16 protein-coding genes and 2 tRNA genes are annotated in these 19,446 nt (G+C 64.9%); 9 read left to right on the top strand and 9 right to left on the bottom strand.

Annotation, left to right across the window (positions count from 1 at the left end; all coding sequences use genetic code 11):
* Nucleotide 1: 1 nt before the first annotated feature.
* Nucleotides 2-973, bottom strand: a complete 972-nt coding sequence (locus DFO58_RS18565; RefSeq protein WP_181728145.1) for an ABC transporter ATP-binding protein — start codon at nt 971-973, stop codon at nt 2-4.
* 221 nt (nt 974-1,194) lie between these two features.
* Here DFO58_RS18565 and DFO58_RS13790 point away from each other — a divergent pair, with 221 nt between their 5' ends.
* The 6 genes from DFO58_RS13790 to DFO58_RS13765 all read left to right on the top strand — a co-directional run bounded on the left by DFO58_RS13790 (nt 1,195) and on the right by DFO58_RS13765 (nt 9,339).
* Nucleotides 1,195-3,108 carry an ExeM/NucH family extracellular endonuclease gene (locus tag DFO58_RS13790; RefSeq protein ID WP_120991443.1) on the top strand — a complete coding sequence of 638 codons (1,914 nt, stop codon included), beginning with the start codon at nt 1,195-1,197 and terminating at the stop codon, nt 3,106-3,108.
* Between the two features lie 309 nt (nt 3,109-3,417).
* Nucleotides 3,418-4,749, top strand: coding sequence for an extracellular solute-binding protein (locus tag DFO58_RS13785; RefSeq protein ID WP_286163612.1), 1,332 nt, complete (start codon nt 3,418-3,420; stop codon nt 4,747-4,749).
* A 64-nt stretch (nt 4,750-4,813) separates the two neighbouring features.
* Nucleotides 4,814-5,944 carry a sugar ABC transporter permease gene (locus DFO58_RS13780; RefSeq protein WP_120991441.1) on the top strand — a complete coding sequence of 377 codons (1,131 nt, stop codon included), beginning with the start codon at nt 4,814-4,816 and terminating at the stop codon, nt 5,942-5,944.
* Complete coding sequence (locus DFO58_RS13775; RefSeq protein ID WP_082123757.1) at nt 5,937-6,818, top strand: carbohydrate ABC transporter permease; 882 nt, start codon at nt 5,937-5,939, stop codon at nt 6,816-6,818. Before DFO58_RS13780 ends, DFO58_RS13775 begins: the two co-directional genes overlap by 8 nt.
* The gene (locus DFO58_RS13770; RefSeq protein WP_120991440.1) at nt 6,818-8,236 is read left to right on the top strand and encodes a GH1 family beta-glucosidase; all 1,419 of its coding nucleotides are present in this window, start codon (nt 6,818-6,820) and stop codon (nt 8,234-8,236) included. The genes DFO58_RS13775 and DFO58_RS13770 overlap by 1 nt, the downstream gene beginning before the upstream one ends.
* Nucleotides 8,237-8,325: 89 nt before the next feature.
* Nucleotides 8,326-9,339, top strand: a complete 1,014-nt coding sequence (locus tag DFO58_RS13765) for a LacI family DNA-binding transcriptional regulator (protein ID WP_120991439.1) — start codon at nt 8,326-8,328, stop codon at nt 9,337-9,339.
* A gap of 90 nt (nt 9,340-9,429) precedes the next feature.
* Here the strand turns inward: DFO58_RS13765 and DFO58_RS13760 are convergent.
* From DFO58_RS13760 to DFO58_RS13750, 3 genes are all read right to left on the bottom strand, one after another.
* Nucleotides 9,430-9,503, bottom strand: a tRNA-Arg gene (locus tag DFO58_RS13760).
* Nucleotides 9,504-9,593: 90 nt separating this feature from the next.
* Entirely contained in the window at nt 9,594-10,229 is a 636-nt protein-coding gene (locus tag DFO58_RS13755) for a GNAT family protein (protein WP_286163611.1), read from the bottom strand.
* A 4-nt stretch (nt 10,230-10,233) separates the two neighbouring features.
* Nucleotides 10,234-10,307 (bottom strand) — tRNA-Arg (locus DFO58_RS13750).
* 318 nt (nt 10,308-10,625) lie between these two features.
* Here DFO58_RS13750 and DFO58_RS13745 point away from each other — a divergent pair.
* The gene (locus DFO58_RS13745; RefSeq protein WP_053797353.1) at nt 10,626-12,458 is read left to right on the top strand and encodes a phosphoenolpyruvate carboxykinase (GTP); all 1,833 of its coding nucleotides are present in this window, start codon (nt 10,626-10,628) and stop codon (nt 12,456-12,458) included.
* Nucleotides 12,459-12,545: 87 nt separating this feature from the next.
* Here the strand turns inward: DFO58_RS13745 and DFO58_RS13740 are convergent, their stop codons facing one another.
* Entirely contained in the window at nt 12,546-13,748 is a 1,203-nt protein-coding gene (locus DFO58_RS13740; protein ID WP_120991438.1) for a multidrug effflux MFS transporter, read from the bottom strand.
* Nucleotides 13,749-13,894: 146 nt separating this feature from the next.
* Between DFO58_RS13740 and DFO58_RS13735 the strand changes: the two genes are divergently transcribed.
* A complete protein-coding gene (locus DFO58_RS13735; RefSeq protein WP_047117965.1) occupies nt 13,895-14,422 on the top strand; it encodes a PadR family transcriptional regulator in 528 nt (175 codons plus the stop codon).
* Entirely contained in the window at nt 14,419-15,534 is a 1,116-nt protein-coding gene (locus DFO58_RS13730; RefSeq protein ID WP_120991437.1) for an alpha/beta hydrolase, read from the top strand. The genes DFO58_RS13735 and DFO58_RS13730 overlap by 4 nt, the downstream gene beginning before the upstream one ends.
* Nucleotides 15,535-15,613: 79 nt before the next feature.
* Here DFO58_RS13730 and DFO58_RS13725 read toward each other — a convergent pair whose 3' ends face one another.
* The 4 genes from DFO58_RS13725 to DFO58_RS13710 all read right to left on the bottom strand — a co-directional run bounded on the left by DFO58_RS13725 (nt 15,614) and on the right by DFO58_RS13710 (nt 19,390).
* Nucleotides 15,614-16,789, bottom strand: coding sequence for a globin domain-containing protein (locus tag DFO58_RS13725; protein ID WP_120991436.1), 1,176 nt, complete (start codon nt 16,787-16,789; stop codon nt 15,614-15,616).
* Between the two features lie 152 nt (nt 16,790-16,941).
* On the bottom strand, nt 16,942-17,394 hold the full coding sequence (locus DFO58_RS13720) for an Rrf2 family transcriptional regulator (protein WP_047117963.1): 453 nt from the start codon (nt 17,392-17,394) through the stop codon (nt 16,942-16,944).
* Nucleotides 17,395-17,485: 91 nt separating this feature from the next.
* Nucleotides 17,486-17,956 (bottom strand): hypothetical protein, encoded by a 471-nt coding sequence (locus DFO58_RS13715; protein ID WP_047117962.1) that lies wholly within the window; start codon nt 17,954-17,956, stop codon nt 17,486-17,488.
* 9 nt (nt 17,957-17,965) lie between these two features.
* Entirely contained in the window at nt 17,966-19,390 is a 1,425-nt protein-coding gene (locus DFO58_RS13710; protein ID WP_120991435.1) for a phosphomannomutase/phosphoglucomutase, read from the bottom strand.
* Nucleotides 19,391-19,446 lie beyond the last annotated feature (56 nt).

Raw genomic sequence — 19,446 nt, 5'->3', positions numbered from 1 at the left:
GTTAGTCCTTTGCTTGGCTGGGGTCGCTGGCCGGCCGCGGGGTCGGCGTGGGGGTGTCCTGTTCTTCCGGCGTTCCGGGTTCCGCGCTGGCCGATGGGTCTTGAACCGGTTCGGAAGGCTCGGGTTCGGCGGGCTCCGATTCGGCGGGCTCGTGCGGCGGTTCTGCGACGGCCGGCACCATGGCGGTGGCCGGCTCGATCGGCATAACCGGCTCGGCAGGCTCACCTGGTTCGGACGGTTCGACGTGCTCGTCCAGCCCGGTCCGGATCCGGTCATCGGAGTCCTCGGATGTTTCTTCCGGCGCGGCGTCGGGGAGCGGTGCAGGTGCTTCATCCGATGCGAGGCCATCGGCCCATTCGGCCACCCCGAGGTAGGCCACCGGACCGGTCCAGCTGTCGGGGATCCGGGCCACCGTGGCGACCACGGCGAACTGGCGGTCCGACAGGGCAAAGCGCTCCAGGGCTTCGAGCCATGCCTCGTCCTCGCCCAGGTGCCGGTCGGGCGAATCCACGACCAGCAGCCTGGTCTGCGGATTCTCGGCGGCCAGCTGCGTGAGCATCTCGGTCATGCGCACTGGATCGACCGCGTCGACCCAGTCGCCGGCGATGTCGCCGTAGCCGTGCTCCGCCATCCACTTCTTGGGATTCGGCTTGCGCCACGGCGGCGAGGGGATCAGCGAGAGGTCCTCGCTGACCACGTCCCGGACCTTCAGGTGCGCCTCGGGATCGTTGATGTTCGGGGAGTCGACCACCGCGCTGTGCTTGCGCAGGTGGGCCAGGCGCGAGCTGCTGCCCCAGGTCACCGTGCCGCCGCCGGGCTTCATCCGGCCTGAAAGCAGCAGGGCCAACGCGGTGCGCGCGCCCTGCGGTTCCCCGGCGACAAGCAGCATTTCCCCGGGCGCGACGCTCAGGGAAGTGGGCGGAACCAGTTCGCTATGGCGCCCCTGGAATGAAATCGAGTCTGCAACAAGCACGTTAACGAGACTAATTGAACTGACCGGTCAGTTCAATTAGTGTGAATATCTTTTGCATCACCTCTGGACGTAAAGCGCGTAATGCATTTGGATGATTCATGAGCTGTCACCGAGTGCGCCCGGGGGAATACACGACGAATTCAAGTTCATCTGGTTTATTCGGTGCTGAGCTCACCGCGCGGTCACCTGTCCGCGCTCACGACACCGACGTTGGGAATCACATGCGCAAACGCACCAGCATGGCTCTTGCGGCCGCTGTTCTGGGCGCCAGCCTCGCGGCTGGCGGAATCGTGCCGGCCACGGCCGACGACTCCGGAATCACCTCGATCGAGGAAATCCAGGGAACCACCGACGCTTCTCCTCTCGCGGGGCAAAAGGTGACGGTCCAGGGTGTAGTCACCGGGGCCTATGCCGAAGGCGGCATCCGCGGCTTCTACCTGCAGACCGCGGGCAGCGGCGCGGAGATCTCGCCGCTTGGCAGCTCCGGCATCTTCATCTACGCGCCGCGGCAGGTTTCCTCGCTCGCCGTGGGCGACCACGTGGAAGTCGCGGGCACCGTGTCCGAATACTTCGGTCTGACCCAGATCAGCGCCTCCGGCGTGCAGCAGCTGGACGAACCGGCCGAAGCGGTCAAGCCGCTGGCGATCGCGCTGCCGGCCTCGGATGCCGCCCGCGAGCGCTTCGAATCCATGGTGGTCGACCCGCAGGGTCGGTTCACTGTCTCGGATAACTACTCGCTGAACCAGTTCGGCGAGGTCACCCTCGCGCAGGGAACCAGCAGCATCGTGCCCGGAGAGCGCACGCTGCGCCAGCCCACCGACGTCTTCGCCCCGGGCAGCGCCCAGGCCCTGCAGCTGGCCGCCGAGAACGAGCAGCGGGCCATCGTGCTGGACGACGGCGCGACGCTGAACTTCTCAAGCGCCTCCAACACCTCGGTGCCGCTGCCGTACCTCGATGCGCAGCGCCGGGTCACCGTGGGAGCGGCCGCGACTTTCACCGATCCGGTGATCATGGACTACCGCTACGACCTGTGGAGGCTGCAGCCGACCGGACAGGTGACCGGTGCGCAGGATGCTGACATCCCGGTCAGCTTCGAGCAGATCGACAGCGGCGAGCCGGAGGACGTCGGGGGCAATGTGAGCGTCGGCAGCTTCAACGTGCTCAACTACTTCACGACTACCGGCGACAGCCTCGAGGGCTGCACCTACTACAACGACCGCCAGGGTGTTCCGGTGACGGTGCGCGGGGGCTGCGACGCCCGCGGCGCGGCCACGGAGGCAAGTCTGGAGCGGCAGCAGTCCAAGATCGTGGCGGCGCTGAACAAGTTCGACGCCGACGTCGTGGTGCTTGAGGAGATCGAGAACTCGGCGCGCTTCGGCCAGGACCGCGACGCCGCGCTGGCGCACCTGGTTGGCGAGTTGAATGCCGCGGCCGGAGAGGACCGCTGGAGCTACGTGCCGAGCCCCGGCGTGGTTCGGGCCAACGAGGACGTGATTCGCACGGCGATGATCTACCAGCGCGATGCGGTGAAGCTGATCGGCAAGTCCACGATCCTCCAGGACCCGGCCTTCGACAACGCCCGTGACCCGATGGCCCAGGCCTTCCAGCGTGTGGGCGGCAATCAGAAAACCCGCTTCCTGGTGGTTGCCAACCACTTCAAGTCCAAGGGATCCGATCCCAAGGACGGGTCGGCCAATGCCGACAAGGGCGACGGCCAGGGCGCGTGGAACGCCGCGCGCGTCGAGCAGGCCACCGCGCTGGTCGAGTTCGCCGATTCGCTGAAGAAGACCTCGAACACCGACCAGATCCTGCTGGCCGGCGACTTCAACTCCTACTCGGCCGAGGATCCGATCAAGGTGCTGGCCGATGCCGGGTACGTCGACCTGGGCGCCAAGGCCGATTCGCGCAGCTACCTGTTTGCCGGGCTGACCGGTTCGCTAGACCACGTCTTCGCCTCGAAGCCGTTGGCGCGGAAGGTGGCAGGACAGGACATCTGGAACATCAACGCGACCGAATCCATCGGCTACGAGTACAGCCGCTACAACTACAACGTGACCCAGCTGGTCACCGGAGACCAGTACCGCTCCTCTGACCACGATCCGGTGCTGGTGGGCCTGCAGCTGGACAAGAAATAGCGGAGCCAGGCTAATAGCTGCCGGGCCCGGTCGCCTGCGCGCAGATTGCGTGCACGCGACCGGGCCGCTTGCGTCGACGCCCCGACGGTAGGGAAATTGGGGGTTGACACTTTCCGATTCCCCGGGCAATCTTAGTGGAGATGATTTGTGAGAGCGCTCACACGGTTGATGCGCGAGTGCTGTTGCGACTCATGCTGCATCGGAAACTCTGCGGAGTTTTATTTTTTCCTCAATTTTGAGAGCGCTCTCACGACATCTCGGGACGCTCGAAATTTCACTCGCAAGCTCAGCACTCTGAACGGAGTCACCGTGGACATCACACGCACATCCCGCATCGCCAAAGCGGCCGCCGTCGCCGGAACCCTGGCCCTGCTGGCCACAGGTTGCGGCGGCAACAACAACGCGACCAGTGAACAGCCGGCATCCCCAGACAACCCGATCACCCTGACAGTGACCACCTTCGGCACCATGGGGCTGGATGACCTGTATACGAAGTACGAATCAGAGAATCCGGGAGTCAAGATCCAGGCGACGAACATTGATACCGGCGGCAACGCGCTGACGGACTGGAAGACCAAGCAGGCGGCAGGTGCGGGCCTTCCCGACGTGCAGGCCGTCGAGGAGGGGTGGCTTGGCCAGGTCATGACCGTCTCCGACTCGTTCACCGACCTGCGCGACTACGGCGCGGGTGACATTGCCGGCCAATGGGTCGACTGGAAGGTCCAGCAGGCCACCGACGACGAAGGCCGAATCATCGGCTACGGCACCGACATCGGGCCGATGGGGCTGTGCTACAACGCGGACCTCTTCAAGGAAGCGGGCCTGCCCAGCGAGCGCGATGCGGTGGCCGAACTCTTCGGTGGCGACAACGCCACCTGGGAGCAGTTCGTCGACGTTGGCAAGGACTACGTGAAGGCCTCGGACAAGGCCTTCTACGACCAATCCGGCTTCGTATGGAATTCCATGGTCAACCAGCTCGACGAGGGCTACTACAAGGCCGACGGAACCTTGAACATCGAGGGCAACACGCAGCTGCGCGAGCGCTGGGACCTGCTGGCCGATGCGGCCTCCAACGGACTGTCTTCCGGGCAGACCCAGTGGGACTGGGGCAAGGGACAGGCATTCGTCGACGGTTCCTTCGCCACCATGCCGTGTCCGGGATGGATGCTCGGAGTCGTCAAGGGGCAGATCGAGGGCGCCGGCGGCGATTCGACCGACGGCTGGGACTTCGCAGATGTCTTCCCCGGCGGTCCCGCGAACTGGGGCGGGACCTTCCTGACCGTGCCTGCGACCTCGGAGCATCCTGCCGAGGCGGCGAAGCTGGCCCAGTGGCTGACCAGCGCGGATTCCCAAGCCGCCGCCTTCGAGGTGGCCGGAACCTTCCCGAGCAGCCTCGACGCCCAGCAGTCCGAAGCGGTGACCGGATCCAACGAGCTGACCGAGTTCTTCAACGACGCGCCGATCGGGAAGATCCTGGCCAACCGCGCCGAGGGAGTCAAGGCCCAGTTCAAGGGGCCGAACGACTCGGTCATCCAGGAGCAGGTCTTCGGCCCGGCCACCATCGCGCTGGATTCCGGAACGGATGGACAGAAAGCGTGGAACGACGCGCTGGCAACCCTGAAGGACCTGGACATCAAGTAGCGGCCGACGCAATCGGTACCCGGGTCTGCCGACCCGGGTACCGAGGAAGAAGCGAACAATTTTCATGAGCACCATGACCAACAAGCCTCCCGGAGCCAGCACCGGGCCTGCCGGGCGCAAAGCTCGGCCGTCAGCACCCACACCCGAGAAGCTCCGGGAGGACCAGCTGACCGGGAAACAGCGGCACCGCCACTTCTTCAGCCGGCTGGACTACAAGTACTCGCCGTACCTCTACGTTGCACCGTTCTTCATCCTCTTCGCACTCGTCGGGCTCTTCCCGCTGGTCTACACCTTCGTGGTCTCCATCAACGACTGGGATCTGCTGGGCGGAGCGGGGGAGTGGGTGGGGCTGGAAAACTATACCGCGGAGTTGTCCTCGCCGCTGTTCTGGAACTCCCTGTTTAATACGTTCAGCATCTTCCTGCTCTCGGCCATCCCGCAGCTGGCGATCGCGACGTTCATCGCCGCGATGCTGGACCAGAACCTCCGGGCCAAGACCTTCTGGCGCATGAGCGTGCTGGTGCCATATGTGGTGACCCCGGTCGCCGTCACGCTGATCTTTTCCAACGCCTTCGATGAAAAATACGGCTTGATCAACAACCTGCTCCAGGTTTTCAACGTGGATCCAGTGGCTTGGAAGACCTCGGTATTCCCATCCCATCTGGCCATTGCCACGATGGTGAACTGGCGCTGGACCGGATACAACGCGCTGATCCTGCTGGCCGCCATGCAGGCGGTTCCGCGGGAACTGCACGAGTCGGCCGCCCTCGACGGAGCGGGCATGCTGCGCAGGTTCTTCTCCATCACCCTGCCCAGCATCCGGCCAACCATGATCTTCGTGATCATCACGGCCACCATCGGCGGTCTGCAGATCTTCACCGAGCCGAAGCTGTTCAACGCCAGCAGCTCGGTACCCGGCGGACCCGACCGCCAGTACCAGACGACCGTGCTGTACCTGTGGGACCTGGCGTTCAATCGCGGGGACTTCGGCCGGGCTTCGGCCGTGGCCTGGATGCTGTTCCTGATCATCATCCTCATCGGAGTCATCAACTTCCTGTTGTCCAGGAAGATCGCTTCCTCCGGCGAGAAGCGCGCCGGCCGCCGGCCAGCGCGTCTCGGCCGGAGAGCCGGCAAAACCGCCATACCGGCCAGCGGACAGGACATGGCAGAGGCCAGGAGGAGAAACCATGGTTAACCAGACCCTTAATAGGGCGGCCCCGCTGCCGCGACGCAAGCGGTCCCATAGCTTCACAACCGAAAGCCGGCCGGGATTCCTGGTCTACGGCATCCTGCTCGCGTTCTTCTTGGGCAGCACCTACCCGCTGTGGTATTCGATGGTCATCGGATCCTCGGATTCTGGGGTCTTCGCTTCGGCCTGGCCTCCGCTGCTGCCGGGCGGACACTTCTGGAGCAACGTGGCCGAGGTGTTCAACACCGTCGACTTCTGGGCGGCCCTGGGCAACAGCCTGGTGGTGTCCTCCGTGATCACGCTGTCGGTCGTGTCCTTCTCCACGCTGGCCGGGTACGCCTTCGCCAAGCTTCGTTTCCGCGGCCGCGAGGGCCTGCTGGTTTTCGTGATCGCGACCCTAGCGGTGCCCACCCAGCTGGGCATCATCCCGCTGTTCATGATGATGAAGGAATTCGGCTGGACCGGATCCCTGGGAGCCATCATGATCCCGACCCTCGTCACCGCGTTCGGGGTATTCTTCATGCGCCAGTATCTGGTGGACAACATTCCCGATGAACTGATCGAGGCGGCCCGCGTGGACGGCGCAAGCATGATCGGCACGTTCTGGCATGTGGGGGTGCCCGCCGCCCGCCCGGCCATGGCGATCTTGTCGCTGTTCACCTTCATGACCGCATGGACCGACTACCTGTGGCCAATGCTGGTGGCCCCGCAGAACCCCACGCTGCAGGTGGCATTGAGCCAACTGCAATCCGCCCGCTACGTCGACTACACCATCGTGATGGCCGGTGCGCTGATGGCCACCATCCCGCTGCTGGTACTGTTCGTTGTCGCAGGCAAGCAACTCGTCTCCGGAATCATGACAGGAGCTGTCAAAGGCTAATGACTCGACACCTATCCCAATCATTCGCATGGCCCGAGCACTTCATCTGGGGTTCGGCCACTGCAGCAGCGCAGATCGAAGGCGCAGGCCATTCCCACGGAAAAGAGGATTCCATCTGGGACGCGTTCGCCCGCAGGCCCGGGGCAATCGCCGGCGGGGAGGACCTGCAGGTCGCCGTGGACCACTACCATCGCTACCGCGAAGACGTGGCCCTGATGCGCGAACTGCATCTGGACTCCTATCGTTTCTCCACCAGCTGGGCCCGAATCGTACCCGGGGGACGTTTTGTCAACCAGCAGGGCCTGGACTTCTACTCGCGTCTGGTCGACGAACTGCTGGAGCACGACATCCTGCCCTGGCTGACGCTGTACCACTGGGACCTGCCGCAGGCACTGGAGGAACTCGGCGGCTGGGTCAACCGGGATACCGCGTTCCGATTCCTGGAGTATGCCGAGGTGGTCCATGCGAAGCTGGGGGACCGGGTCACCCACTGGACGACATTCAACGAGCCCTTGTGCTCATCGCTGATCGGCTACGCCGCTGGCGAGCACGCGCCGGGACGGCGGGAACCTGCCGCCGCGCTGGCCGCCGTGCACCACCAGCATCTGGCGCACGGGCTGGCCACTGCCCGGCTGCGCGAGCTGGGAGCAGAACACCTGGGCATCACCTTGAACCTGACCAACGCGGTGCCCGATGACCCCGCCGACCCGGTGGACCTTGAAGCCGCGCGCCGAATCGACGCCCTGTGGAACCGCATGTACCTGGACCCGATCTTGCGCGGCGGATACCCGGCAGACCTGTTGGAGGACGTCGGCGACCTCGGACTGAATGCGGTGATCAAGGACGCGGATGCGATGCTCATCGCGCAGCCCATCGATTTCCTCGGCGTCAACCACTACCATGACGACAATGTGTCCGGGCATCCGCTGGCCGCTGGCGAACCGGCGGCCCTGGTACCCACGGATTCGCCGAAATCCTCGCCGTTCGTCGGCAGCGAGCACGTCACCTTCCCCACCCGCCACCTTCCGCGCACGGCCATGGGCTGGGAGGTGAACCCGCAGGGGCTGCGCGTGCTGCTCAACCGGCTGCGGGACGACTATCCGAACTTGCCGCCGCTGTACATCACCGAAAACGGGGCGGCGTATGAGGACGCGGTCACCGCACAGGGCACGGTGGAGGACCCGGAGCGGGAGGAATACATTTTCAGCCATCTGGACGCGGTGGCCGGGGCCCTCTCCGACGGGGTGGACGTGCGGGGCTACTTTCTCTGGTCGCTGCTGGACAACTTCGAGTGGGCCTGGGGCTACAACAAGAGGTTTGGAATCATCCACGTGGACTACCGGACGCAGCAACGCACCATCAAGAACAGCGGCCGGGCCTACGCCAGGCTCATCGCCGCCAACCGTACAATGGCATGACGCCCGGACCCGGGGTGCGGCGATCAAACCGCGCCCCGGATCCCCAGCGTCCAGGATCGGCGAAAGCCCTTGAAGTAAAGAGAACAAGCATGTCCGAAGCACGCAAGCAGCAACCGACGCTGGAACTCGTTGCAGAGCGCGCCGGGGTCTCCCGCGCCACGGTGTCCCGCGTCGTCAATGGTTCGGAGAAGGTCAAACCGGAAGCGATGCGCGCGGTGGAACAGGCGATCCGAGAGCTGAACTACGTGCCCAACCGGGCGGCCCGCTCGCTGGCCCAAGGAAGAACCAACGCGATCGCGCTGGTGGTTCCGGAAAACACCGCAAAATTCTTCGCCGATCCGTATTTCGCAAAGGTGGTCCAGGGCGCCGCCCAGTATCTGGCTGATACCGAGTTCATGCTCTCGCTGCTGCTGTCCACCGAATCCGATCCCGGGAAAACCACACGCTATCTGCGCGGCGGCAATGTGGACGGCGCCCTGGTGCTGTCCCACCACTCCGCCGACCGTTCCTACGCGGATCTCGGCGGGCAGCTCCCGCTGGTGTTCGGCGGCCGAACCATGAGCACCGACCAGAACGAAATCTACGTGGTCGACATCGACAATATCGCCGCGGCGAAGCAGGCCACCAACGTGATCATAGATCGCGGACGCCGGCGCATCGCCACCATAGCCGGACCGCAGGATATGGGAGCGAGCCTCGACCGCCTGACCGGGTTCACCCAAGCGCTGGCCGAGTCGGGACTCGAACCAGCGGCGGTGCTGGAAGGCGATTTCACCCCCGATAGCGGACACCACCTGATGAGCCAGCTGATCGAATCGGGTGCAGACATCGACGGGTTGTTCGTGGCCAGCGCCCAAATGGCTTTCGGCGCGCTGCAGGCGATGGCGGACGCCGGGCTTAATATTCCGCAGGATGTCTCCGTGACCACGGTCGACGACGACGCTTTCGCACGCAACGCCGTCCCGCCGCTGACCACGATTGCCCAGCATCCGGAGCGCCAAGGGGCGGTCATGGCCGAGATACTGATCAAACGGATCAGTGGCGAAAGTGTGCCCGAATGGAGCATCATGGACACCGAATTAATCCTGCGCGCCTCGCACTAGCACTCTCGGGGGTGTCCTGCGTTCCGGCGGGAAGTCGGAGCGCAGGTTAAAACAAAAATTCCCACTCTTTCGAGTGGGAATTTCACTTTGTGCGCCCAAAGGGATTCGAACCCCTGACCTTCTGTTCCGTAGACAGACGCTCTATCCAGCTGAGCTATGGGCGCATATTCATTTGTTTGCCACCTTGACGACTTGAATAACAATACACGAGATTCCGCGGCGGCAAAAATCGAAAAGGCCAAAAGTGCCCGGTCTCACATTGAAGGGAAGTCCTGCCCGGCAAGTGCCTCGTCGGGCCCGGTTTCCTGCAGGCGCTGGTAGAGGTTGTGGTCTTGCCATTGGCCGGCGATCTTCAAATAGCGCGGCGCCATGCCGATCTGCTCGAAGCCGCATTTTTGCAGCACCCTTTGCGATGCGTGATTGTGCAGCAGCGTGCTGGCTTCGATGTGGTGCAGGCCAAGAGCCGAGCCGGCGATCCGGCAGATGGCGCGCACCGCGAAGGTCGCTAATCCCCGGCCGGCCAGCTTGGCATCCATCCAGTATCCGAGGCTGGCGCTTTGAAAGGGCCCCCGGACAACCCCGGCGAGGGTGAAGCGTCCGATGATCCGGCCCTCCTCGAAGAGCGCCGCCGGATAGGCGAGCCCGGCGGCGTGGCTACCGAGCTGGATTTCGAGATTCCTCCGCTGCCAGTCCAGCGTGAAGAATTCCTCGGTGCGCTCGGGGTCCCAGGGGCCAGGTGCTCCCTGTTGCGACGATAGGCGGCGGCCAATTCCTCGACGTCGCCCAGGTGAAGGAGGCGCAGTGTCGCGCCGTGGCTTGAACTCAGTGGAAATTGCATAGCGCTCCTCGGGAAGCAAAAAAATTCCCACTCTTTCGAGTGGGAATTTCACTTTGTGCGCCCAAAGGGATTCGAACCCCTGACCTTCTGTTCCGTAGACAGACGCTCTATCCAGCTGAGCTATGGGCGCATATTTATTTGTTTTGATCCGCTGTGGCGAACCTCGAATAACTATACAGGTGGTTGCACGTACGTACAAATCGAGGGTGCGTATCGTCGGAAAGTGGCGGAAAACCGGTTTTATGAAGAACTGAAAAGGGTACCGGTCTACGTGACCTTCATCACATTAAAGCGGCGTGTTGAATTGGCAAACCCCCGGAATTCCGGGGATCTGTACTAATTCAGTTTAGCCCACTTTGAATCGTGAGGTTTGAGTCACAGGGTTTGGGGAAGTGCCACCCCCTAGCCTTGTTTTATCGCTAGTTCAGCCCAATGGAGGGAATCGACAATGAGCACGAGCTCGGATCAGAACGTAATCGACGCAGCGCCCACTTCGCATGTGAAGCTGGCAGCCTGGGTCGAGGAAGTTGCCGCACTGACGAAGCCGGATCGTGTTTATTGGGTTGACGGATCAGCTGAAGAGAATGACCGTCTGTGCGCCGAGCTCGTTGAAGCCGGCACCCTGGTCAAGCTGACCGACCCGAACTTCCCCAACTCCTACGCCGCATTCTCCGATCCCAAGGACGTTGCCCGCGTAGAAGAGCGCACCTTCATCTGCTCCGAAAAGGAAGAAGATGCGGGCTTCACCAACAACTGGGAAGACCCGAAGATCATGAAGGAGCGTCTGAACGGCCTGTTCGACGGCTCCATGCGCGGCCGCACCATGTACGTGATTCCTTTCGTCATGGGCCCGCTGGATGCAGAGCAGCCAGCCTACGGTGTCGAGCTGACCGACTCCGCCTACGTGGTCACCTCCATGCGCATCATGGCCAAGATCGGCAATGAAGTCCTGCGCAAGATGGAAGCGGAGAACGCTTTCTTCGTTCCTGCACTGCACTCGATTGGTGCCCCGCTTGAGCCGGGACAGGAAGATGTCGCCTGGCCGTGCAACGAAGACAAGTGGATCGTGCACTTCCCTGAAGAGCGCGCCATCATGTCCTACGGCTCCGGCTACGGCGGAAACGCCCTGCTGGGCAAGAAGTGCTACTCGCTGCGCATTGCCTCGGCCATGGCCCGCGACGAGGGCTGGCTTGCCGAGCACATGCTCATCCTGAAGCTGACCAGCCCGCAAAACAAGTCGTACCACATCGCAGCCGCCTTCCCGTCGGCCTGCGGCAAGACCAACCTGGCGCTGCTGGATCCGACCATCGACGGATGGAAGACCGAGACCCTGGGCGATGACATCAACTGGATGCGCATCGGCAAGGACGGCGAACTGCGCGGCGTGAACCCTGAATACGGCCTGTTCGGCGTGGCGCCGGGCACCGGCTGGTCCACCAACCCGAACGCCATGCGCGCCATCACCAAGGGCAACTCCATCTTCACCAACGTCGCCCTGACCGACGAAGGCGGCGTGTGGTGGGAAGGCATGACCGACGAGGCTCCTGCGCACCTGATCGACTGGCTGGGCAACGACTGGACCCCTGAGTCCGGCACCAAGGCCGCGCACCCGAACTCCCGCTTCTGCACCCCGATCGACCAGGTCGACATGCTGTCGCAGGACTACTACTCGCCAAACGGCGTGAAGATCGACGCGATCCTGTTCGGCGGCCGCCGCAAGACCACCATCCCGCTGGTGACCGAGGCCCGCAGCTGGACCAACGGCATCTTCATGGGCTCGACCCTGTCCTCGGAGACCACCGCGGCAGCTGCCGGCGCCGTGGGCCAGGTCCGCCGCGACCCGATGGCCATGCTGCCATTCATCGGCTACAACGCCGGCGACTACCTGAACCACTGGGACCAGATCTCGGGCAAGCTCAACGAAGAGCAGATGCCGAAGATCTTCCTGGTCAACTGGTTCCGCCGCACCCCTGAGGGCGGCTTCGCCTGGCCTGGCTTCGGTGACAACTCGCGTGTCCTGAAGTGGGCAGTCGAGCGCATCGAAGGCACCGCAGATGCCAAGGAAACCGCCATCGGCTACGTGCCGACCGGCGAAGCCCTGGACCTGACCGGTCTTGAAGGCTTTACCCCTGCCGACGTGGAAACCGCCGTTGCGGTGAACACCGACGAGTGGCTGACCGAGGTCGAGAGCATCGAAGAGTGGTACGCCAAGTTCGGCGAGGCGCTGCCGGCTTCGCTGCGCGCCGAGCTGGACGGCCTGAAGGCCCGCCTGAGCGCTTAGGCATTACAAGAGGATCCCCGGCCCCCCGCCATCCGCCCTTCGGGGCGGAGCACGGGTGCCGGGGATTTTTTGCGCCCGCCGGGATTCCTAACCCAGCTTCGGCTGGTGGAAGCGGTCCGCGGTGTAGACCAGGGCGCTGGCCGCGACGATGGCGCAGGCGAGCGCGGTGATCGAGAAGGCAATGGGGGAGTTATCGCCGCTCAGGCCGACCAGCGGGGTGGCCACCGCGCCGATGAAGAACTGCGCGCAGCCCAGCAGCGCGGAGCCGGATCCGGAAACCTCGCGGACCTCGGCCACGGCCAGCCCTGTGGTATTGCCCATGGTGAAGCCCACCGAGGTCACCATGACGAAGATGACCGCGGCCAGGGCCAGGCTGCGCACCCCCAGCTGGGCCATGACGGCCATGGCGATGCTGGAGGCCAGCAGGACGCTCAACGCGATGCTGATCGTGCGGCGCAGCGGTACGCGTGTGGCCAGCCGGGCCGAGACCAGGCCGGCGGTCACCAGCCCCAGCGAATTGATGCCGAAGAAGACCGCATAGCCCTGCGGGCTAAGGCCCATCACGTTCTGGTACAAGAATGGCGAGGCGGAGATGTAGGCCATCATCGCGCCGAAGGCGAACGCGAACTGGACCATGTAGCCCACGAACCGGGGCTTGGACAGCGCGATGCGCAGCGGCGCCACGAAGCTTCCCGTCGAGCGCTGGTGCTGCGGGTGGGTTTCCCGGTAGATGCCGAAGGAGCCCGCCGCCATCAGCAGCGCAATCAGGGCGATGAACCACAGCACGGTGTGGAAACCGCCAAACTCGCCGAGCACCGAGCCGATCAACGGTGCCACAGCCGGTGCCACGCCGCCGAAGGTCATCAGCAGCGAGAAGATGCGGGCGGTCTGCACGCCCCGGGTGGTGTCAGCGACGATGGCCTTGGAAATCACCAGGCCTGCCGCGCCGCCCAGGCCCTGCAGGGCGCGGGCTATCGTCAGCGTCGTCAGCGTAGGCGCCACGGCTGCCACGATGGATGCGACGACAAACAGCGCGGTGCCCCAGCGCAGCGGCTTGGCCCGGCCCAGCCGGTCGGAGAGCGGCCCCCAGAAGATTTGACCGAAGGCGATGCCCATCAGGAACGCGGTCAGCGTGAGCTGGATTCCCGAAGCGGACGTGGCGAATTCGCGGGTCATTGCCGGGAAAGACGGCAGATACATGTCGGTGGCCAACGGGCCGGTGGTGCCCAGCAGGATCAGCAGGGCGAACAGCGGCGGCGTCAGGCGGGAATGTTCAGGGGCATTGGGCATGAGCCAATTCTATGGATCGCTGCAGGTGAACTGGGAAAGATGACCGCGCAATGCGCGGCGTATGAACCAAGGTCACAATCGGGGAACACTTTTCCCACGCCCGGGCGGGTGGGTGCAAAATCAACTAACTGTGAAAAGATGAAGTTATGGTTTTGGCACGATTGATCCTCGGGCTGTTGTGCTTGTCGCCGATGACCGGTTACGAGCTCAAGAAGCATTTTGACTCCTCTATTAACCACTTCTGGAATGCAGACAAGGCGCAGATCTACCGCACCCTGGCCCAGCTGGTGGACCAGGGGTACGCCACCGTGCGCACCGTCCCCCAGTCGAACTATCCGGACCGGCAGGAACACCACATCACCGAGGCCGGCCGGGAAGTGCTGAACCAGTGGCTTTCCAGCGGGGCCGCCCGCTCCCCGGAACGCGATCCGTTCATGGGGCAGGTCTTCTTCGCCGCGGAGCTGGAGCGCGAGGGCATCGAGCAGCTGCTGCTCGAACGCCGCCAAGCCACCCAATACGTGCTGGACGACTACCTTTCCCAGCGCGAGGGGATCGACATGCGTGCGGCAGCTGACCGCCGCAGCTTCCTCATGGCCGCCACCTTGGACCATGCAATCAGACAACAGGCCGCCGAGCTGGAGTGGCTTGACGCAGTATTGGAGCATTTGCCATGACCTCTGCCAACGACCAGGGAAAGAACCCTATGGCCGATCCGGCGCGGGACGCGACCGACTATCCCGAGGTGCATCCGGCGCGCCGAAAGCCCGAGGACAGCGCTCCGGTGCAGACCCTGGTCTTCCTGCACGGCGGCAACGTGGGCAACTGGAGCTGGGATCCGCAGGTGCTGGCCTTCGGGGACTTCAACATCCTCACCCTGCATCTGCCGGCGTTCGGCGCCCGGTTCGAGGAGAACTGGGAGGGCCTGGACTCCGCGGCGGACGATGTCGCAGCGCTGATCGCTGACGAGGTTTCCGAGGGCGGCGTCCACCTGGTGGGCATGTCCCTGGGCGGCGTCATCGCCCTGCACGTGGCGGCGCGCCACCCGGAGCTGGTCGAGTCGGTATTCGCCACCGGGGTGTCGATCGCACCGCTGGGCACCGCGGCCAAGGCGGTGCAGCGTATGCAGCTGAAGCTGATCGGCAGCGAGTGGTATTGGAAGTTCCAGGCTGGCGCCTACGGCATGGTGGACAACGAGCGCGAGCTGTTCGCCGAGCACGGGGTCAAGCTCAAGCCGGAGAACATGCGCGCTATCATGGGCGACCTCGATTCCGGCGGACTGCCGGCGGACCTGTCGGCCTACACCGGTCCCGCCCTGGTGCTGGCCGGCGCCAGCGAGCCGAAGTTCGTCCAGCGCTCCTTCCCGGCCATCGCCGTGGCCCTGCCGCAGGCGGCCATCCGCGTGGTTCCCGGCATGCACCACCAGTGGAATATCGAGAACCCGCTGCTGTTCAACACGGTGCTGCGCCGCTGGATCACCGGGCAGCAGCTGCACCAGGTGCTGCGTGAGCCGGTGGAGCCCAAGCTGCGCGGTGCATCGTTCAAGCGCACCTCCACCCTGGAGGAAATCGACCCGCAGGAAGCAGAAGCCGCTGCCGGCGCGGCGCAGGCCCCTGACGCCGGCGTGGCCGATAGCGGCCAGCCCGCCCCGGAATCCAAGGCCAGGGGCTTCGCCGACCGGCTGGATCCGCGCAAGCTGGACCCGCGCAAGCTCGACCTGAAGAGCGCGCTGTCCAAGAAGCCCCCGGTGGCCAAGCGGCCTTCCGAATCCGACGGCTCCGCCGAATAGTTTCCCGGCAGACAGAACAGCCCGGACTGGACCCCCATATGGCCAGTCCGGGCTGTTCCGGTCTAGTGGGCTGCGCGCCTTAGGCGGCGAGCCAAACGTCCGGTCCGAAGACCTCGTAGTGGATGTGCTCGGCCGGTATGCCGGCGGCCAGCGCCTGCGAGCGCACCGCGTGCATGAACGGCAGCGGGCCGCAGAGATAGACCTGGCTGTCGGCGGTCAGCGAATCGGTCAGGTCCATGTAGCCGGCCTTGGCGTCCAGGCCCTCGGGCAGCTCGCCGCGCTCGAACCAGGTGCTGATCTTGGCGTTGGGCAGCTGGCCCAGCGATTCGAGCATCTGCTCGCGCAGCGGCCAGGAAGCGAACTCCTGGTCGGCATGCAGCACGGTGATCTCGCGGGTGGAGCCCGCCGCGGCCAGGGTCTGCAGGGCCGCGGCGCTCGGGGTGCAGCCGATGCCGGCCGTGGCGATGACCAGCGGGGCGCCCTCGGTGTCGATGACCAGGTCGCCGTACGGGTTGGACAGCTCCACGACGTCCCCGACCTTTAGCGAGTTGTGCAGGACCGGGGTGAATTCGCCGTCCACGTCCAGCTTCACGGTGACGGTGCGGCGGGTCGTGGACTCGACGTCGTTGCTCAGGGTGAACTGGCGGACCTGGCGGATGCCGTCGGCCATCGGCATGCGCATGGAGACGAACTGGCCCGGCTTGGCGATGGTGGCGGCGGTGTCATCGGCCGGTTCGAAGCTGAAGCTGACCGAATCCGCGCCGGTCGCGGTGCGCTCGACGAGCTTCCAGTTGCTGTAGATGGTGGCGTTGGCCTGCCGGGCGTAGAGGCCCTTCTCGATCTTGATCAGCGCCTGGGCCATCAGCCAGTACACCTCGGTCCAGGCTTCGGCGATTTCCGGGGTCAGCGCGTCGCCCAGGTCCTCGGCGATGGCTGCGAACAGGTGCTCGTACACGATGCCGTACTGCTCCTCGACGACACCCAGCGAGGTGTGCTTGTGGGCGATGCGGGACAGCATGGTCTCCGGGGTGGTTTCCGGGTTGTTGACCAGGTAGCTGGCGAAGACCGCGATGGATCCGGCCAGCGCCTGCTGCTGGGTGCCGTTCTTCTGGTTCGAGCGGGAGAACATGCCATCCAGCAATTCCGGTCGGGCGGCGAACATGCGCTGGTAGAACTTCGGGGTGATGCTCGAAATTCGTTCGGCGATGATCGGCAGGGTTGCTTCGATGACCGGGCGGGACTGGGTGGACAGCATGGTGTATCTCCTCGGAGAGTGTCTGGTTTATCTTGCATTTGAAATGCAAGATTTATGCTTTAAGTTCTACGCCACGTAGAAACGAATTGCAAGTTGAGCTGCGGCACATCCGGAAAATTCCGGTTTGACTAGTGGTTTTCTGGTGGGAAAGATTACGCGCTGCGTCGTACGGTGGGGAAAGGCAGCAGCGTGATGGCCGGGGAAGTCTCGCAGATCTCCTGGATCGTCAGCGGATCCAGGGCCGCGTAGAAGGCCTCGCGGGCCGCGCGCAGGGCGCCGCGCAGGCGGCAGCCGCCGGCCAGCGGGCAGTTGCCGTTCGCGTCGTGGTCGGTGCAGTCAACGACGTCCTCGCGCTTGTCCAGGGTGCGCAGCAGGGCGCCGACCGAGGTCTGCAGGCCGGTCTGCGTGATTGAAGCGCCGCCGTTGCGGCCGCGCACCACGTCCAGCACGCCCAGCGTGCGCAGCTCCAGGACCGCCTTGGTGACGTGGTTGTAGGGCACCGAGACCAGGTCCGCGATCTCGCGGCTGGTCAGCTGGCCGGCTCCGGGCGCGCCCAGCACCATGACGGTCCGCAGGCAGACATCGGCAAAGGCGCTGAGTTTCATGTTCTCCAGTCTACGACGACGCCCTCCGGCCGGTCAGCGGTGCAGGTCACTGCTGGTCGGCCGGAGGGCGTGAAGTTGTTGCGGGCTCGTCTTAGCGGGCGTTGGCCCAGACGGCTTCTGCGGCTTCGGCGGCAGGGTCCTCGAAGGTCCACTCGCCGCCCGGCTCGGCCGGCATCAGGTAGGGCTGCACGATGGCCAGCGCGGCGCCGACCTTGTGCTCGGCCACCACGTGGATGGCGTCCTGGTCGTTCTCCTGGAGCAGCACGTCCGAGGCGATGGCGATGGCCTCGAAATGGGTGCCCTGCTGGTTGAGCACCTCCACCAGGTCCGCGGCCATGGCCTCGGTGTCGATGTCGGCTTCCGGATCCTCCGGGTCGTCCGTCGGCGGCACCGCGATCAGGCGCAGTTCGCCCTCGTCGGAGCCTTCCTGCGGCTCCAGGCCGATGGCGAAGGGCAGGAAGACGCCCTGCTCCTCCAGCTGCTCGCGGGCCACGCCCAGCGCGGTGCTCAGCACCTTGTTCAGCGCGTCCTTGACGCCTTCGTCCAGTGATTCGAAGTTCATGGCTGTCCCCTAGTCGGTTGGCTGTTCTTGGCGCACGATCGCCAGCACGGCGTCGCGGATCGGTTCGATGATTTCTGCGGTCGCGCCCTCGCCGTTGAATCGCAGGTACGGTTCGGTGTTCGACGGGCGCAGGTTGATCCACCAGCTGCCGTCGGCCGCGGCGATGGTGGTGCCGTCCATGGTGGAGATCTCCACCGGCTGGCCCTCGAAGTGGGCCACGACCCGGGCGGTGGCCCCGGCCTTGTCCTCCACCTCGGAGTTGATCTCCCCGGTGGCGACGTATGGCTCGTATTCGGCGCCCAGCTGGGACAGCGGCAAGTCCTGCCCGCCCAGCGCCGCCAGCACGTGCATGGCGGCCAGCATGCCGGTGTCGGCATTGTAGAAGTCGCGGAAGTAGTAATGGGCCGAGTGCTCGCCGCCGAAGACCGCTCCCTGCTCGGCCATCTCCGCCTTGATGAACGAGTGGCCCACACGGGTCATCACCGGGGTGCCGCCGGCGCGGGTGACGAATTCAGGCACTGCCTTGGAGGTGATCAGGTTGTGGATGACCACCGGGCGTGCCTCGCCGGCAGCCTGCACGCGGGCGATTTCGCGCACTGCCACCAGCGCGGTGATGGCCGACGGGGACAGCGGTAGGCCGCGCTCGTCGATGACGAAGCAGCGGTCGGCGTCGCCGTCGAACGCCAGGCCCAGGTCCGCGCCGTGCTTGAGCACCGCCGCCTGCAGGTCCTTGAGGTTCTCCGGCTCCAGCGGGTTGGCCGGGTGGTTCGGGAAGGTGCCGTCCAGCTCGAAGTACAGCGGCACGATTTCCAGCGGCAGGCCGTCAAGCACCGCGTCGCCCAGCACCGCAGGGGTGGTCAGCCCGCCCATGCCGTTGCCGGCGTCCACCACGATCTTCAGCGGGCGGATGGCGGACAGGTCGACCAGGCTGCGCAGGTAGCCGGAGTAGTCGGCCAGCACGTCGCGGCGGCTGACCGAGCCCTGCGGGGCGTCGGAGGAGACCGGCAGGCCCTCGTCGAGGTACTGCTGGGCCAGGTCGCGGATGTCGTACAGGCCGGTGTCCGAAGAGATCGGCAGCGCGCCGGCCTTGGACATCTTGATGCCGTTGTACTGGGCCGGGTTGTGGCTCGCGGTGAAGACGACGCCGGCGGCGTCCAGCTGGCCGGAGGCGAAGTACAGCTCGTCGGTGGAGATCTGCCCCAGCATCACCACGTTGGCGCCGCGGTAGGTGGCGCCCCGGGCGAAGGCCGCGGAGAATTCGGCCGAGGAGGGGCGCATGTCGCCGCCCACCAGCACGGTGTCCCCGGTCAGGCCCAGGATGTCGACGAAGGCCGCGCCGATGGCCTCCACTGCTTCGGCGTTCAGCGACTGTCCGACGATGCCGCGCACGTCGTAAGCCTTGAAGCTCTGGCTCAGATCAATTTCTTCACTCACATCTTTCAGCCTACCGGCTGGAACGGCACGTTGGCCGGTGGATCACGCCGTGGACC

The organism is Arthrobacter sp. AG1021 (assembly GCF_003633665.1).
GTDB lineage: Bacteria > Actinomycetota > Actinomycetes > Actinomycetales > Micrococcaceae > Glutamicibacter > Glutamicibacter soli.
Note: the sequence above shows the minus strand (reverse complement) of the source record. Positions and strands in the feature narration are given on the sequence as shown.

What these genes read in the sequence shown, in the direction of transcription:
- DFO58_RS13780 (WP_120991441.1), top strand. Translation starts at nt 4,814, where the DNA reads ATGAGCACCATGACCAACAAGCCTCCCGGAGCCAGCACCGGGCCTGCC.
- DFO58_RS13725 (WP_120991436.1), bottom strand. Translation starts at nt 16,789, where the DNA reads ATGCTGTCCACCCAGTCCCGCCCGGTCATCGAAGCAACCCTGCCGATC.
- DFO58_RS13740 (WP_120991438.1), bottom strand. Translation starts at nt 13,748, where the DNA reads ATGCCCAATGCCCCTGAACATTCCCGCCTGACGCCGCCGCTGTTCGCC.
- DFO58_RS13765 (WP_120991439.1), top strand. Translation starts at nt 8,326, where the DNA reads ATGTCCGAAGCACGCAAGCAGCAACCGACGCTGGAACTCGTTGCAGAG.
- DFO58_RS13735 (WP_047117965.1), top strand. Translation starts at nt 13,895, where the DNA reads ATGGTTTTGGCACGATTGATCCTCGGGCTGTTGTGCTTGTCGCCGATG.
- DFO58_RS13720 (WP_047117963.1), bottom strand. Translation starts at nt 17,394, where the DNA reads ATGAAACTCAGCGCCTTTGCCGATGTCTGCCTGCGGACCGTCATGGTG.
- DFO58_RS13770 (WP_120991440.1), top strand. Translation starts at nt 6,818, where the DNA reads ATGACTCGACACCTATCCCAATCATTCGCATGGCCCGAGCACTTCATC.
- DFO58_RS13790 (WP_120991443.1), top strand. Translation starts at nt 1,195, where the DNA reads ATGCGCAAACGCACCAGCATGGCTCTTGCGGCCGCTGTTCTGGGCGCC.
- DFO58_RS13745 (WP_053797353.1), top strand. Translation starts at nt 10,626, where the DNA reads ATGAGCACGAGCTCGGATCAGAACGTAATCGACGCAGCGCCCACTTCG.
- DFO58_RS13730 (WP_120991437.1), top strand. Translation starts at nt 14,419, where the DNA reads ATGACCTCTGCCAACGACCAGGGAAAGAACCCTATGGCCGATCCGGCG.
- DFO58_RS13715 (WP_047117962.1), bottom strand. Translation starts at nt 17,956, where the DNA reads ATGAACTTCGAATCACTGGACGAAGGCGTCAAGGACGCGCTGAACAAG.
- DFO58_RS13775 (WP_082123757.1), top strand. Translation starts at nt 5,937, where the DNA reads ATGGTTAACCAGACCCTTAATAGGGCGGCCCCGCTGCCGCGACGCAAG.